Origin of the sequence: Pseudoalteromonas sp. SR45-1 (genome assembly GCF_014163655.1) — a bacterium.
In the GTDB taxonomy this organism is placed as follows: domain Bacteria; phylum Pseudomonadota; class Gammaproteobacteria; order Enterobacterales; family Alteromonadaceae; genus Pseudoalteromonas; species Pseudoalteromonas distincta.
Window position 1 is genome coordinate 135,437 of the sequence record NZ_JACJDR010000010.1, and the last position, 15,438, is coordinate 150,874.

Sequence of the window (15,438 nt, forward strand, 5' to 3'; positions counted from 1 at the left end):
AGGGTCTATTTACTCTTTGTTGCTCGGTTTTTACTTAGACCACTAGGTTACAAATCTCGCGCCGCGATTAAATCGCCCCTAGTTTGAACAAATTATAATCCGCAAAGATAAACAGACCCTAATTAAAACTCTACCAAACCTAATTATTTATTGGGCATTTACTTATTTTGGGTATAATAAATTTGATAACAAAAAAGGGACACATATGCCAGAAGGAAGAGTCAAAGTTAGTTGGATAGTGGCAGGCTTTAGCTTGTTTTTAATAAGCTTGCTAACCTACGTTTACTACACTTACCAAACCACGCGTGCTGAAATAATGCAGTCGGTTGATAATCGCTTACTTAATGCCGCCACCAGCGTTAAACATATTTTAGGTGACGATTATTTAAGTGCGGTTAATCAAGGCGATAATATAAGTTTTTCTTACTATCAAGATAAAAGTAAACAACTCTCTGAGTTTGCTCAAGCACTTGATATTGCTTATGTCTATTCAATGATTTTAAAAGACGGTAAGGTGCTTTTTAGCTCATCAAGCTACACGCAAGACGATCAGAATAATGGCAAGGTAACTCAATTTTTAGATCTCTACCCTGAAGCTACCGATGCAAATATAAGTGCTTTTTATTCAACAGAGCCAGTATTTGAAATATCGAGCGATCAGTGGGGCCACTTTAAAACAATTTTTATTCCTTACGTTGACCCAATCAACGGCAATACCTATTTAACGGGTGCCGATATAACTATTTATGATTTAAACGAGAAACTTAAAGAAAGCGTATCAAAAGCAGCTGCAATGGCTAGCTTCTTCTTTTTTATCGCGATACTCGTTGCCGCCATATATATTTATTTACTAAAACGGTCTTTAGCAACTGACTCAAGTACTGGTTTTTCAAATCATATTGCACTTGAGTACTTTATTAAAAAAAGTAATGCACATCACATGCAATTAGCCGTTATTTGGGTTAATGAAATAGAAGATATAAACAGTTTTTATGGCACTGAAGTGGGTGACAAGGTAATGAAAAACTTACTTATTCACTTTAAACTTAGAAGCTCTACGCATTGCCATATATACAGACTAGCAACAAATAAAATAGTATTACTCGCGCCTAAGGAAATGAGTAATGACGAATTTACCGACCTCGTAAAAACATATAACTTTAATACACCGGTATTAACTGACCCTTTTATCTACATAACCCTATGTGCAGGTATTGCCAGTGGTAATAAATCGCTACTACTTGAAAACGCTCATATAGCAGCGCTGCAAGCTAAACAAGGCAGGCATAGTGTAGTTAACTACTCAAAAGCGCTACACGATGTAAAAACGCAATATCAATACAATGTAGAAATGGCTAAAGAAGTGCGAGAAGCGTTTGATAACAATCGTATAGTGCCTTACTTTCAACCCATTATTGACACAAATACCAATAAGGTCGTTCAATACGAATGTTTAGCTCGAATGGTAACAGCGCAAGGGGAAGTATTAAAACCTGATGCATTTTTAAATGTTGTTACCCGCTCAAGAATGGACGGAATACTTACCCGTACTATATTTTCACAATGTGTTAGTCGCTTTAGAAAAACCGATATTTGCTGGAGTTTAAATATAACAGCACAAGATATGCTCGACCCTAATTTAAGTGAGTTTATTGCGGACGAACTTAAGCGCTACCCGCATCCTGGTAATATCACATTAGAGCTTTTAGAAACCCAAGCTATTGCCAACTTCTCTGAAGTAAAAGCATTTATTGGCATGGTTAAAACGAAAGGCGTTAAGGTTATTATTGATGACTTTGGTAGTGGTTATTCAAATATATCAAACGTACTTAAGCTTGAAGTAGATGGTATTAAATTAGATGGCGCACTAATAAAGCAAATAGTGAATGACAAAGATATCTACTTGTTTATTGAGCATATAGCCAGCTTTGCTAATCAACTTGGTTTACAATTAATGGCAGAATCGGTAGAAAATACAACCATAGTAACCGCACTTAAAAAGGCGAATGTGACACTAATGCAAGGCAATTATTTTGCCCACCCAGTGCCACATGTTAATACGGTTACAGAAGAATTAGCACTTTAACTTACTTTAACCAGGGCGTGTTGAGCTTTGTGGATTGAAATTTGTTCAATCTAGGGGCGATTAAATCGCGGCGCGAGGTTTGTAACCTAGTGGGCTAAGTAAAAACTGAGCAACAAAGAGTTAATCGTCCCTAGAAAGAACCCAAAGGGCAGCACATGTTTGGTCTTTATGCTGCGTTATCGCCTATTTATGGGGAATAACCACACTACATAGGCTCCGCCTTGCCTAAAAACCAAACATGCTGCTGCAAAATCAATCATGAAAGGTCAACACGCCCTAGGTAAGTTTATAACGAGTCGGTGGCTTTGCTGGCCACTGGCCCAGTATTTACGCTCAAAAGGCGTAATTGCATCGTCTGACTCATAAAGTGTTACATCGCAAGGGTTGCCTGTTAATTCAAGCGCCCGAGCAAACTCCTTAACGTAAATATCCCAATTGCTGCGCACTTCTAATTTTCCACCTAACTTAACAATAAATGGAAAAATAGCTGCGCCATGCCAGCGCCTACGAATATGCTTAGATTTAGGCCACGGGTTTGGATACAACAAATAATGGTGCGTAGGTTGCCAATTGGCGGCTACCGCTAAACGCCAAAAGTCATTTAAATCTGCTTGCACTAAAATGTACTGACCACTGTCGGTTTGCTTATATTCAACATCATGCTTATCTAATCGGTGCGACGATTTATCAATACCAATTATAAGTGCATCAGGGTGGCGCTTAGCTAAGTTAGCTGAGCTTTCACCCACGCCACAACACGAGTCTAAAATAAGCGGGCCACTAAAGGCTTGTACTTTAGCATTAACCTCGTCAAATGCGGCTTGGGTATGCGCTGCTATTGGCTTTTTAAATTCAGCATCTAAATGCTTATTTACTATTTCATCAAGCTTTTCGTGAATACCCGCTTGATTAGATACAATACTACGTGAATTTGCATCACTCATTAGTGTCTTAGCCCCACACCTTTTTTAATTAAAGTTAGCGCTAAAGTAAATAACACCGTAATAAACACCAAAATAACACCTAGCGCTACACTTAAATCAACATCCGACACACCTAAAAAGCCATAGCGAAATGCATTTACCATGTAAATAATAGGGTTTATTTGCGATACGTTTTGCCAAAATTCTGGCAATAACGTAATTGAATAAAATACACCGCCTAAGTAAGTTAATGGCGTTAGTATAAAGGTGGGAATAATACTTATATCGTCAAAGCTATTTGCATAAATTGCATTAATTAAGCCACCTAAAGCAAACACAGCTGAGGTTAAAATAACGGTCGCCATAATTACAAAAATATTATGAATTTGAATATCAACAAATAATAACGATACACAAGTAACTATAAAGCCCACCATAATACCGCGCGTCATACCGCCGCCCATATAACCCAGTACAATGATGTAATTAGGTACAGGTGCAACTAAAAGCTCTTCAATGCTTTTTTGAAATTTTGTTGAGTAAAAACTAGAGGCTACGTTGGAATAGGAATTAGTAATAACCGACATCATTATAAGGCCAGGTACAATAAACTCCATATAACTAAAGCCGCCCATATCACCAATACGTGAACCAATTAAGTTACCAAAAATAACAAAATATAAGCTCATCGTAATTGCTGGCGGCACTAAGGTTTGTACCCAGATACGTAAAAAACGAATACACTCTTTAATCCATAAACTCTTTAAGGCTACGCCATATTTAAACATTTATTCGCCCCGCCCTTGCTCTAATAATCCTACAAATAACTCTTCTAGTCTGTTTGCTTTATTTCGCATACTCAATACTGTATTTCCTTGGGTTGTTAATGCGCTAAATACCGCATTTAAGCCCTGTGATTTAGCGACTTCTACTTCAACAGTATGATCGTCCGTCATCGTAAACTTATAACCTTCAAGCGTGACAGGGTTTGCTGGCATTTTTAAATCTAAAATAAAGGTTTCTTTATCAAGTTTTGCAAGCAGTGCTTTAATGGTGGTGTTTTCAACAATTCGACCAGAATCAATAATCGCTATGTTTTTACACAGTAACTCAGCTTCTTCAAGGTAGTGTGTGGTTAAAATAATAGTAACGCCTTGCTCATTTATTTGGCGTAAAAAATCCCACATTGAACGACGAAGCTCTATGTCTACACCCGCTGTTGGCTCATCAAGTATAAGTAATTTTGGCTCGTGCATAAGGGCGCGTGCAATCATTAATCGACGTTTCATTCCGCCTGAAAGCGTACGAGCTTGCTTGTCTTTTTTCTCTAACAAACCTAGCTGCGCTAGGTATTTATCAGCACGTTTATGGGCTTCACCACGTGGCACACCATAATAACCGGCTTGGTTAACCAGTATTTGGCTAAGCGTTTCAAACTGGCTAAAGTTAAACTCTTGCGGCACTAAGCCTAAATGCGCTTTTGCAGCTTCTAAATGAGTATCAATATCACAGCCAAAAACTTCTACTTTGCCTTTTGTTTTATTAACAAGTGACGAAATAACACCAATAGTGGTTGATTTACCGGCTCCATTTGGACCAAGCAAAGCGAAAAAATCGCCCTCTTCAACTTGTAAATCAACGCCTTTAATTGCCTCAACACCATTTTTATAAACCTTGGTAAGGCCTTCTATATTTAAAGCAATATTTTGCTTATTCATTACTTACCCTCACCATAACCCCAACGTTTTGTTAGGTTATGCTCAATGTTTAAATGATCTAAAATTCTCGCCACCATAAAATCAACTAAGTCTTCGATACTTTGTGGCTTATGATAAAAACCAGGGGCGGCTGGCATAATTGTTACCCCTAAACGAGATAACTTAAGCATGTTTTCTAAATGAATTTCGTTAAATGGTGTTTCGCGAGGCACTAAAATGAGCTGTCCGCGTTCTTTAATTACCACATCAGCGGCGCGTTCTAATAAATTATCAGACGCTCCCACTGCAATTGCAGAAACCGATCCGGCACTACATGGGCATACTACCATTTTTTTAGGAGCAGCAGAGCCCGAAGCCACAGGACTAAACCAGTTATCTTTACCGTATACTTTTAGTTGTTCAGGTTTGGCATTAAACAGCGTACTTAACTGCTCTGTGGCTTTATCTTCATTTCCAGAGAGCTTAATATTTGATTCTGTATCAAGCACCACGCGTGCTGCACTTGAAATGAGAACGTAGACCTGAAATTGCTGCTCTAGTAATACTTCAAGTAACCTAAGCCCATAAGGCGCACCCGATGCACCACTAAAAGCGAGCGTAATTCTATCTTTAAACTGCACACTATTCTCCGCTGTATTTATCAGCTAAGCCATCAACAAGGTGTTGATGAAGGCCATTAAAGCCGCCATTGCTCATAATTAAAATATGCTGATTAGGCTCAATATTTTCAAGCACCGTATCAATAATTGTTTGCGTGCTGCTAAAGCACTGCATGCCTGCTTTATCTGCTTGCTCTTTTAGCGACCAATTTAGATTCTCTGGTTCAAAAAGGAGTACGTTGTCAGCATCACGCAGTGAATCTAATAATGTATATTGGTGCACGCCCATTTTCATAGTGTTTGAGCGCGGCTCTAAAACAGCGATAATTTTTTCATCGCCTACTTTTGCGCGCAATCCTGCAAGCGTAGTTTTAATTGCTGTTGGGTGATGCGCAAAGTCGTCATACACTTTAATATTATTTATATCCGCCTTTAGCTCCATACGCCTTTTAGGGCTAATAAATTCTCCTAACGCATCAATGCTATGATCAATGGCTATACCCACATGGCGCGCTGCTGCGATAGTCATAATCGCATTTTTAACGTTATGCTCGCCTATTGCTTGCCAACAGACAGTGCCCTGCTTTTCGCCATTAAGTAATACATTAAACTCACTTCCATCGGCTTTTATTAATTCATAGCTCCAATCATCGCCTAGCGTTTCGCTTTCGCTCCAAAGCCCTTGTGCTATTACATCATTAAGCGCTACGTCTTGCTTTGGCCAAATTACCTTGCCGCTTTGAGGTAATGTACGCATTAAGTGATGAAATTGTTTTTTTATTGCGTTTAAATCTTCAAAAATATCAGCGTGATCGAATTCAAGATTATTTAAGATAAGTGTACGCGGGAGGTAATGTACAAACTTACTGCGCTTATCAAAAAAAGCAGTGTCGTATTCATCTGCTTCAATAACAAAAAATGGCGTTTCACCCACTTTTGCCGATACACCAAAATTTTGCACTATGCCGCCAATTAAAAACCCTGGTTTTAAACCTGCGTACTCTAACACCCACGCAAGCATACTTGCTGTGGTTGTTTTACCATGCGTACCAGCAACCGCAAGTACCCAAGAATCTTGCAGTAAGTTATGCTTAAGCCATTCAGGGCCAGATGTATAAGGCAGGCCTTTATCAAGCACATATTCAACACACGGGTTACCACGGCTCATTGCATTACCAATAACGACCATATCTGGCTTTGGCTCTAATTGAGATACGTCGTAGCCTTGAGTCAGTTCAATGCCAAGCTCTTCAAGTTGCGTACTCATTGGTGGGTAAACGTTTTGATCGGAACCCGTTACTTTATGACCCAACGATTTAGCAATGGCTGCAATACCGCCCATAAACGTGCCACAAATGCCCAAAATATGTATATGCATATACTTTCCTTAAATCGTATGCTCACTTTACAGCTATGCAAAGTTTAATGGCGGTATAATGCCAAAATTCGTGCTTAGTTACTATGTACGTCTGCACAATTCACTCGTGCCAAAATGACCACTTGATAATAAAAAAGCCTTCTTAATTAGAAGGCTTTTTTATTAGTCATTATTTGCTACATCATTAAAAATACTATTAAACCTACACCGAGCAATAAACGATATATCACAAATGGCAACATGCCCATTCGCTCTATTACTTTTAAAAACATAAATATACATGCATAAGCCGATAAGAACGATAGCACTACACCTAGTAATAATGTATTCCAATCAACCACATGGTCACCCAAAGCAAGCTCTGCAGTATAATAAAGCCCCATCATAGAAATAATTGGAATTGCCAGTAAGAACGAAAAACGCGCTGCGCTTTGCTTATTCATTCCAAGCATTAAACCAGCAGTCATCGTGATACCTGAGCGAGAAGTTCCCGGGATCATTGCAACAGCTTGTGCAAAACCAATAATAAGTGCTGTTTTCCAATTAAGCTGATAAATAGTTTTAATTTGCTTACCTTTTGCATCCGCGTACCAAAGCAATAAACCAAACACAATTGTGGTAGTAGCAATTACCCAAGCGCTTCGTAGGTACAACTCTATAAAGTCTTTTAAAAGTAAGCCTAAAATAGCGGCAGGCACAGTGCCTAAAATTATCCACCAACCTAGCTTACTATCATCACTAGTACCCTGTGTTCCAAAGGATTTAAACCACGCACTGAGTATGTCGACGACCTCTTTGCGAAAATAAATAACAACGGCAATTAAAGTACCAACATGGACTGCCACGTCAAACGCAAGCCCTTGATCTTCCCAGCCTAAAATTTGCGATGGGAGAATTAAGTGCGCAGAACTAGATATTGGTAAAAACTCAGTAAATCCCTGTATGAGGGCTAAAATAATTATTTCGATGATACTCATGGGTTAGAAAACTCCACCTTCCATAGCTTTTGTTGAGGGTTATTATATTCATTCCATAACTGCGCAATCGTTTGTTTAGCTACAGGATGATAGAAATCTGGGGCAACCTCGCTAAGAGGTTGTAATACAAATGCGTTTTTAGTTATTTCATCTCGTGGTAATTGTGCTGGAGAAGCGCAAATTACATCATCATAAAATAGTAAATCTAAATCGAGCGTTCGTGGACTAAACTTTTTATCGTTCGCTGTGCGTCCATTATCACGCTCTATTTGTTTTAATAAAGCGCATACATCAACAAGCGACATATCAGTTGTAGCGCCAACGACTGAATTATAAAAATTATTGCCAGCAAACCCTACTGCTTCACTTTCAAAAACAGACGAGTGTACAATATGTTCAAAGTGCTGCTTAAGTGCAATTAATGCACATTGTATATAATGCGCTTTATTTATATTTGACCCTAGGCTGATATAAATTTGAGCCATTTAGTCAGTTGCCTTAACACGTGTAATTTCAACACCTACAGTTTGCGCTTGTGCTACTGCTGCTGGTTTACTTACTCTTATAGTAACTTGTGGAGTATTAAACTCGCTTAAAATAATATGCGCTAATTGTTCAACTAAAGTTTCTAGCAACTCTACAGGTTTTAAAGTGCAGTGCTCAATAACTCGCTCACTTACTTTTGAGTAATCGAGTGCTAAATTAATATCGTCATTTTCAGCTGCAGGCTTAATATCGCTTAGCATTTCAATATCAAAATAAAGGCTCTGTTTACTTTCTTTTTCAAAGTCGTACACTCCAATAATAGTGTCGACGTGCAATTGAGATATAAAAACCTTATCCATTGATACTCCAAATAACAACAAACTACTAAGCAATTATACTAAGCATCAATAAAATTAATACTGTATATGGTTTAGCCAGTGTTTAAATATGTAAAAATAACTTCTACAATAGCAAAATAACTAAACTAGCTATTAAATAGCCCGTTAATAATTTTTACGATAAATTTTGCTGCCAATAATAGCCTAAAAGCACTATCAATTGGTATAGCAATTAAAAAATAAGGAAGCGCGTGTTAGCCACTATAATGTTTGTTTTAGCTTATTTACTTGGGTCGATTTCGTCGGCTATTTTAGTGTCGCGGTTGTTCAAACTCCCAGACCCTCGTAATAGTGGTTCTAACAACCCAGGAGCTACAAATGTTTATAGATTAGGCGGAGCATTTCCGGCTTGCTTGGTTCTAGTGTTTGATATTTTAAAAGGCACTATTCCGGTATGGGGGGCTTATTTTTTAGAAGTTGAACCTTTAGAGCTTGGTTTAGTCGCAGTAGCTGCTTGTTTAGGCCATATGTACCCACTGTTTTTTAGCTTCAAAGGCGGTAAAGCCGTAGCAACGGCATTTGGCTCATTATTACCTATTGGCTTATCATTGGCAGGTTTACTTGTGTGTACTTGGTTAGTTATAGTGGCAATAACACGCTATTCATCACTGGCGGCGCTTGTAGCTGTATCTTTAGCGCCCTTGTATACATGGCTAATAAAGCCACTTTATACTCTTCCCGTTACTTTTATCACGCTGTTAATTATATTTCGTCACCGTACTAATATTATTCGATTATTTAGTGGGGAAGAACCAAAAGTGGGTGCTAAAAAAGCACCCACCGATGAAAACAAAAATATCTAAAATATGATTCATTAAATCGGCTCAAGGCTATCTATAGGCCAACGAGGTTTTGTTTTCATATCAAGCGTGGCAAATTCCCCTGCTTTTAAGCGTTGCATTCCAGCATAAGCAATCATTGCACCATTGTCGGTACAAAATTCAGTACGCGGATAGAACACTTCGCCTTTCATACCTTTCATTACGCGTTCGAGCTGCAGTCGAAGCTGTGTATTTGCACTCACACCACCGGCGATGACCAAACGCTTAATACCTGTTTGTTTAAGCGCACGCTTGCACTTAATAACGAGGGTATCAATAACCGCAGTTTGAAATGCATGCGCTATATCAGCTTTGGTTTGATCATCGTCGTCATTTTCACGAATCGTGATTGATGCCGCTGTTTTTAAACCACTAAAACTAAAATCAAGACCTGGCTTGTCGGTCATAGGGCGAGGAAATACAAAGCGCTTTGCTACGCCTTGTTCGGCCATTTTAGCTAAGCGTGGGCCACCGGGGTAATCAAGACCAAGTAACTTAGCCGTTTTATCAAAGGCCTCGCCTGCGGCATCATCAACTGACTCACCTAGTACTTCGTATTGTCCAATACCCGCTACTTTAACCATCATGGTATGACCGCCCGATACAAGCAATGCAATAAACGGAAACTCAGGGGTATTTTCCTCAAGCATCGGAGCAAGTAAATGCCCTTCCATGTGATGTACTGCTACCGCAGGTATATCCCAACCGTATGCTAATGAACGACCAATAGACGTACCTACCAATAATGCACCAACTAGACCTGGGCCTGCAGTATAAGCAATACCGTCTAAATCTTCAGGGCCACAACCTGCTTGTGCAAATGCTGCATCTATAAGTGGTAATGTTTTACGAACATGATCGCGCGATGCAAGTTCCGGCACTACACCGCCGTAATCAGCGTGTACTTTTACTTGGCTGTATAATTGATGAGCTAACAAGCCTTTTTCGTCATCATATATTGCAATACCCGTTTCATCACATGACGATTCAATGCCTAAAATTCGCACTGTACTTCTCCTGCCTTTTAAATTCTACTTTGCTTCTTTTATAACGTAAGACCAATATTTGTTTGGCCATCTTCAAGGGCAAACTTTTTAAGTGCCTTTACGCTATCAGAGGTAATACGCCCCATATTTTCTACAAAATCAATTAGCTCACCTAATACTTCAATTTCGTACTGCATTAATGGGTGCTCTCTCACTGCTGTGTTATCAGCAATCTCACCTTCAACCGTCATTTGATATTCAATAAAGCGAGCCACTGTTGCTTGAGATATTTTGCTCACACTAATGAACTCTTGCTCATCTTGCGCCACTAAACCGTGCATTAAGCTAAGTAAAGACGTTGCAGCATCAATAGCAGGATAAGTACCAAACATATCAAAATCAGCAAGTTCAGGAACATTTGGCTCTATTTTTTCAACTTGTTTTTCGAGATCTATTTTACTTTTAGGCAGTAAGATTTTTTCCCAACAAACATTAAGCGAATTACGTAATAAGGTTTCATCACCAAACCCCGTTGCTTCGCTAAATAAACCGTAATTTGGCAGCATTCGCTCTATTAAAGCACTTGCTAAGACGGCCTTTTGTAAATAGTTAAGCTCTCTAATACGCTGAAAATTATTTGCTTTAGTCATTCTTTAACGTCTCACACGACCAACAAAAATCAAATGTTGATCCATTATGCTCATTACAATTAGGGCATACCCAATCTGGAGCGGATTGTTTTACTTGTTGATAGTTTACCAATATTTGCCGCGCATGGCGCTCTTTTATCGCATAAACCTGCACACTAACTTGCGCCTGATCATATGGAATTTCTCCAAGCGCCCCTTGGAGCATCTCGCCTTTAATTTTACACTCTATTCCAGCAGTTTGTATTAAGCCTTTTACGATATTCGCTTCCAAGGTATTTTCAGCTTTATAAATTGTAACCCATTGAAAAGAGCTATCTGTTGAATTGTTATTATTAATATTTTGCAATATTCACCTCATTTATTTTGTGTTAACAATATCCTGCGCTAAATTATTAGCATGCTGTACTTTTAAGGAATAAACATGACACTAACAACCCCAGGCTTACTTTTTCCGGCCATATCGCTGCTATTACTCGCCTATACAAACCGATTTTTAGTTTTAGCGCAATTAATTAGGGAGCTAAATGCGCGTGAAGGTGAATCTATTCGGCCTGTTGTAGTGGCTCAAATCACTAACTTACGTAAACGTATTAAGCTAATTAGAACGATGCAAGTGTACGGGGTAGCCTCTTTTCTACTGTGTACACTATCAATGTTTGCATTATTTATTGAGTTTAATGCCACAGGAATTATTTTATTTGGCATTAGCTTAGCTTGCTTAAGTTTATCGTTATTAACGTCTTTATTTGAAATACATATTTCCTGTGATGCAATCGAGATAGAACTGCAAAGCATTGAAAATAAACCACTAAGTAGCCGAATAAATAGAAATTTTGTAAAATAGTTTATTATAAATAAAACACTCTATTATTTGTCACAATCATGTTGTATGAACGCCCCTTTTTGGGGCGTACTTTTTTATTAATTAGAACAATTTAATCCAAATATACTAACTAACTTACTGACTACAAATAAGTTTACTTAGCTAGCCCATTGCAAAAACATAGATAAAATACAATAAACAACTAGTTATGAATTTAAAAAGTAATACTATTTGGTCGCTTTTCTCTTTAATTAATACTAAAAGGGGGGTATCCTGCTGGAAACACGTATGAACTTGCAACCGTATTTCAATATAGAATTTTACTAAACTTTAGAATAAAAATTAATATATTTGATGTCCGTGGTATCTGCGACTTACTTATAAAAAGGGACTATAAAGTGAGATTTGAACAATTAGAGCAATTTGTAGCACTTGGTATATTACGTCATTTTAGACAAGCTGCTGAACAAACCCAAATTAGTACTTCAGCGCTAACGCGCAGCATTCAAACACTTGAAGATGAAATGGGATATGAGTTAGTAAAACGCTCAACACGCTCTGTTAAATTAACGCCAGAAGGCGAGCTTTTTCTAGAATATGCTAAAACGACCCTATCGGAACTTGAGCTAACGAAAAAGCGGATTTTTCAATCAGTAAACGGTAATGCCAATGAAAAGCTCGTTATTGGGTATACCAATAAGGCAAGCAGCATAGTACCTATTTCTTGTGGGCAGTTTTTAGCTCAATACCCTCATATAAAAATTGAGATGCAGCTACAAGATCAGCAAGAGCTAACACGCAAACTCCAACAAGGTGAAATAGACATTAGCGTATACTCTCAAGCTATTAATAGTATTGGCAGTGACATTCACTTACCTGATCAGCTTGTGTTATTTGTTTCAAAAAACCACCCTCTTGCCCATAAAAACGATATAAGTAAACAAAACCTTGATAGCTACCCGATGTTTGGCTGTTTCTCTGAGTCTAAACAAGTACAAACTATGCTTAATGAAGCAATTGATTCTTTAAATAAATCATCAAGTATTAAAGTGGGCAGTATTGAGCAAGTAATGGCAGGTGTAGTTAAATCAGATCATTTTGCTATTGCAAGCATTGAACATGCTAATGCAATCGCAGAGAATTCTGAATTAGTACAACTTAAAACAAATAAAGGTTTAAACCACGAACAACTCGTTGTACAAACAAGCCAACAGACGTCGATTACTGAACATGTAGAGCATTTACTATCGCTTATAAAAAAAGCGGGTGCTGCATTTAGCTAATCTGATGTTTCAAAAAGTGCGGCACAATAAACAGTAGCTTTTAACAGCTTTTCGGCTACACTGTCGCACCTTTTTTAAACAGCTGATGTGAATGAACACACTTTTTGGTCCTGATGTCTATTTAGATGATATAGAACGCCAAGGATATACCGTAATTCATAACGCGCTTATTGCCGATTTAGTTAACGATTTAGTTGCAGACTGCCACCGTATAAACCCTCACTTTAGCCTTGCTGGTATTGGTCGATTAAATGACTTACAAATAGATAAAGCCGTACGTACTGATAAAACCTATTGGTTTGACGGCAGCTCTCAAGCACAGCTTACCTATCAAGCAATAATGCAAAGTATAAAGACCACGTTAAATCGCAGTTTTTTTATGGGGTTATTTGATTACGAATGCCATTATGCAAAATATACACAGGGTGATTTTTACAAAAAGCACTTAGATGCATTTAAAGGTCGCTCTAATCGAGTATTTACAACGGTACTTTATTTAAATACGCCTAAGCAAGGTGGCGAACTTGTTATTTATAAACCTAAAAGTAAAGAGATAGAAATAACAATTAAACCAACTGCTGGCACATTAGTAATGTTTGAAAGCGAACGCTTTGCCCACGAAGTACTTCCCGCCGTTGACGATCGCTATTCTATTGCAGGCTGGTTTAGGAAAAACGCCTCTATTAGCGGCATTATTGATCCCCCCCGATAACTCCTAATAGAGCATTTTAACAGCCTTTATTGAGGCTTTTAAAATGCTATTGGGTATGAAAGTAATAACCCTATAAAGATAGCCAAACCCACGTAATGATTATTTAAAAACGCTTTAAAACAGGCATCTCTTTCACGTTTATGAATAAGCGTTTGTTGGTATGCCAATAGGCCCACAGCAATACTTAAACCAACGCCAAATGCGACACTTAAATGATTGCTTATACCAATAAAAGCAACCAACGCTATAAATACAGCATTAAGTAAAAAGATAATATGGCGGTCGTATTTACCAAATAAAATAGCGGTTGATTTTACCCCTATTTTTAAATCGTCGTCCCTATCAACCATCGCATACATGGTGTCGTAAGCCACTGTCCAGCAAATATTGGCTATAAATAATAACCATGCCTGCTGTGGTAGTGCATTAATTGAAGCCATATACGCCATAGGAATAGCCCAACCAAATGCAGCCCCTAAAACAACTTGAGGTAACTGTGTATAGCGCTTCATAAAGGGGTAACAAAAGGCTAAAGCCAAAGCACCAAAAGAAAGCAAAATAGTATTAACGCTAAGCATTAATACTAAAATGAACGCAATAACTATGAGTAGTAAAAATAGACTAAGTGCTTCACCACTACTCACCTGTCCTGAAGCTAGCGGCCGTTGAGCTGTGCGTTTTACCGAGCCGTCTATTTTTCTATCTGCAAAATCATTAATTACACACCCTGCGCTACGCATAACAACAACGCCCAGCGTAAATACAATAAAGTTGAGTAAGCTCGGCATCCCACTATTAGCAAGCCATAAAGCCCAGTATGTTGGCCAAAGTAATAACAAGGTACCAATGGGCTTATCTATACGCATTAACTGTATATAATAAGGAATATGTTTTGGCTTTAAAGCGGCTAATTTCATGAGTATAAATATGCTCCAGGTAAAAACACTTCACACACTAAAAACTTATATTCTTTGAGTGAGAATACACTTCGACGCCCTAGTAAGTTTTTCTCGGGTAAGTTCAATTTTGTAACTAATTGCTGAATAGGGTGCGTGTCATCAAAATAAGCAATTTCTATATCCGTTCTTTTTAATGCTGGGTCTTGAAAAATCACATCACCTAAAGGACGCTCGCCCATATTGTGCAAAGGATTAATAGAATCATTTTTAGGAAGCCAGCTTTGTGCGTACACCACAGGTTTGTTATCGCACAGTAAGAGAACTTCTCTATTAATAGCTGTTTTAGCTGTGCTGTTTAGTAGTAAGTTTTGCTCTGGGCTTAAAGTAAATAACTGCTCACTTAATACCTTTACATTAAAAGTTTTTGAGTTACTTTTTAATTTAGCCGTTAATGAATTCTGTTCAAAAAGCCACTCTTGCTCTAGAGGAGATAAGTCACTTATATAAGAAGTGGACTGCCAATTAGCAGATATAGACAGAGGATAAGTAATCACAATAGCTCAACAAAATAAAAAACAACGAGATGATACCATTGCCAAAGCTTTTGAAAAAGTGATGTTTTATAACCATAAATAATTGCTTGGCGCTGTTTATTACCTACTATTAAGTATAAACTATTTGTAACAAGTTTTAAGAAAC

At 38.0% G+C, this 15,438-nt stretch carries 18 protein-coding genes; 5 read left to right on the forward strand and 13 right to left on the reverse strand.

The features are described 5' to 3' along the window. Positions 1–205 precede the first annotated feature (205 nt). Positions 206–2,086, forward strand: coding sequence for a GGDEF domain-containing protein (locus tag H5089_RS12045; RefSeq protein WP_033020723.1), 1,881 nt, complete (start codon positions 206–208; stop codon positions 2,084–2,086). A gap of 266 nt (positions 2,087–2,352) precedes the next feature. Here H5089_RS12045 and H5089_RS12050 read toward each other — a convergent pair whose 3' ends face one another. From H5089_RS12050 to folB, 8 genes are all read right to left on the reverse strand, one after another. Then, positions 2,353–3,030, reverse strand: coding sequence for a tRNA (guanosine(46)-N(7))-methyltransferase TrmB (locus H5089_RS12050; protein ID WP_182712275.1), 678 nt, complete (start codon positions 3,028–3,030; stop codon positions 2,353–2,355). Next, complete coding sequence (locus H5089_RS12055) at positions 3,030–3,797, reverse strand: ABC transporter permease (protein ID WP_002961025.1); 768 nt, start codon at positions 3,795–3,797, stop codon at positions 3,030–3,032. The genes H5089_RS12050 and H5089_RS12055 overlap by 1 nt, the downstream gene beginning before the upstream one ends. Continuing rightward, positions 3,798–4,727 carry an ABC transporter ATP-binding protein gene (locus tag H5089_RS12060; RefSeq protein WP_182712276.1) on the reverse strand — a complete coding sequence of 310 codons (930 nt, stop codon included), beginning with the start codon at positions 4,725–4,727 and terminating at the stop codon, positions 3,798–3,800. Next, positions 4,727–5,347, reverse strand: a complete 621-nt coding sequence (locus tag H5089_RS12065) for a flavin prenyltransferase UbiX (protein ID WP_002961027.1) — start codon at positions 5,345–5,347, stop codon at positions 4,727–4,729. Before H5089_RS12065 ends, H5089_RS12060 begins: the two co-directional genes overlap by 1 nt. A 1-nt stretch (position 5,348) precedes the next feature. Beyond that, the gene (gene mpl, locus H5089_RS12070) at positions 5,349–6,704 is read right to left on the reverse strand and encodes a UDP-N-acetylmuramate:L-alanyl-gamma-D-glutamyl-meso-diaminopimelate ligase (RefSeq protein ID WP_182712277.1); all 1,356 of its coding nucleotides are present in this window, start codon (positions 6,702–6,704) and stop codon (positions 5,349–5,351) included. Between the two features lie 176 nt (positions 6,705–6,880). Next, a complete protein-coding gene (locus H5089_RS12075; RefSeq protein WP_182712278.1) occupies positions 6,881–7,681 on the reverse strand; it encodes an undecaprenyl-diphosphate phosphatase in 801 nt (266 codons plus the stop codon). Next, a complete protein-coding gene (gene folK / locus H5089_RS12080) occupies positions 7,678–8,166 on the reverse strand; it encodes a 2-amino-4-hydroxy-6-hydroxymethyldihydropteridine diphosphokinase (RefSeq protein WP_024604057.1) in 489 nt (162 codons plus the stop codon). The genes H5089_RS12075 and folK overlap by 4 nt, the downstream gene beginning before the upstream one ends. Then, on the reverse strand, positions 8,167–8,526 hold the full coding sequence (gene folB / locus H5089_RS12085) for a dihydroneopterin aldolase (RefSeq protein ID WP_024604056.1): 360 nt from the start codon (positions 8,524–8,526) through the stop codon (positions 8,167–8,169). A 230-nt stretch (positions 8,527–8,756) separates the two neighbouring features. Between folB and plsY the strand changes: the two genes are divergently transcribed. Then, a complete protein-coding gene (gene plsY / locus H5089_RS12090; RefSeq protein WP_002961038.1) occupies positions 8,757–9,368 on the forward strand; it encodes a glycerol-3-phosphate 1-O-acyltransferase PlsY in 612 nt (203 codons plus the stop codon). Positions 9,369–9,379: 11 nt separating this feature from the next. On the opposite strand, the gene tsaD is transcribed toward plsY, so the two are convergent. Genes tsaD through H5089_RS12105 form a run of 3 tightly spaced genes read right to left on the reverse strand, consistent with a single transcriptional unit; the run spans position 9,380 to position 11,368 of the window. After that, positions 9,380–10,393 carry a tRNA (adenosine(37)-N6)-threonylcarbamoyltransferase complex transferase subunit TsaD gene (gene tsaD, locus H5089_RS12095; RefSeq protein WP_182712279.1) on the reverse strand — a complete coding sequence of 338 codons (1,014 nt, stop codon included), beginning with the start codon at positions 10,391–10,393 and terminating at the stop codon, positions 9,380–9,382. Positions 10,394–10,431: 38 nt separating this feature from the next. Further along, entirely contained in the window at positions 10,432–11,022 is a 591-nt protein-coding gene (locus H5089_RS12100) for a YjaG family protein (protein ID WP_002961040.1), read from the reverse strand. Further along, positions 11,015–11,368 carry a DUF2007 domain-containing protein gene (locus H5089_RS12105; protein WP_002961041.1) on the reverse strand — a complete coding sequence of 118 codons (354 nt, stop codon included), beginning with the start codon at positions 11,366–11,368 and terminating at the stop codon, positions 11,015–11,017. Before H5089_RS12105 ends, H5089_RS12100 begins: the two co-directional genes overlap by 8 nt. A gap of 75 nt (positions 11,369–11,443) precedes the next feature. Here H5089_RS12105 and H5089_RS12110 point away from each other — a divergent pair, with 75 nt between their 5' ends. The 3 genes from H5089_RS12110 to H5089_RS12120 all read left to right on the forward strand — a co-directional run bounded on the left by H5089_RS12110 (position 11,444) and on the right by H5089_RS12120 (position 13,840). Then, complete coding sequence (locus H5089_RS12110; protein ID WP_002961042.1) at positions 11,444–11,866, forward strand: DUF2721 domain-containing protein; 423 nt, start codon at positions 11,444–11,446, stop codon at positions 11,864–11,866. Positions 11,867–12,243: 377 nt separating this feature from the next. Further along, complete coding sequence (locus H5089_RS12115; protein ID WP_002961044.1) at positions 12,244–13,128, forward strand: LysR family transcriptional regulator; 885 nt, start codon at positions 12,244–12,246, stop codon at positions 13,126–13,128. A 91-nt stretch (positions 13,129–13,219) separates the two neighbouring features. Further along, a complete protein-coding gene (locus tag H5089_RS12120; RefSeq protein WP_154903688.1) occupies positions 13,220–13,840 on the forward strand; it encodes a 2OG-Fe(II) oxygenase in 621 nt (206 codons plus the stop codon). A gap of 38 nt (positions 13,841–13,878) precedes the next feature. On the opposite strand, the gene ubiA is transcribed toward H5089_RS12120, so the two are convergent. Together ubiA and H5089_RS12130 are read right to left on the reverse strand one after the other, a co-directional pair. Continuing rightward, positions 13,879–14,757 carry a 4-hydroxybenzoate octaprenyltransferase gene (gene ubiA / locus H5089_RS12125; protein ID WP_039489667.1) on the reverse strand — a complete coding sequence of 293 codons (879 nt, stop codon included), beginning with the start codon at positions 14,755–14,757 and terminating at the stop codon, positions 13,879–13,881. Next, positions 14,754–15,293 carry a chorismate lyase gene (locus H5089_RS12130; RefSeq protein WP_002961048.1) on the reverse strand — a complete coding sequence of 180 codons (540 nt, stop codon included), beginning with the start codon at positions 15,291–15,293 and terminating at the stop codon, positions 14,754–14,756. The genes ubiA and H5089_RS12130 overlap by 4 nt, the downstream gene beginning before the upstream one ends. Between the last annotated feature and the right edge of the window lie 145 nt (positions 15,294–15,438).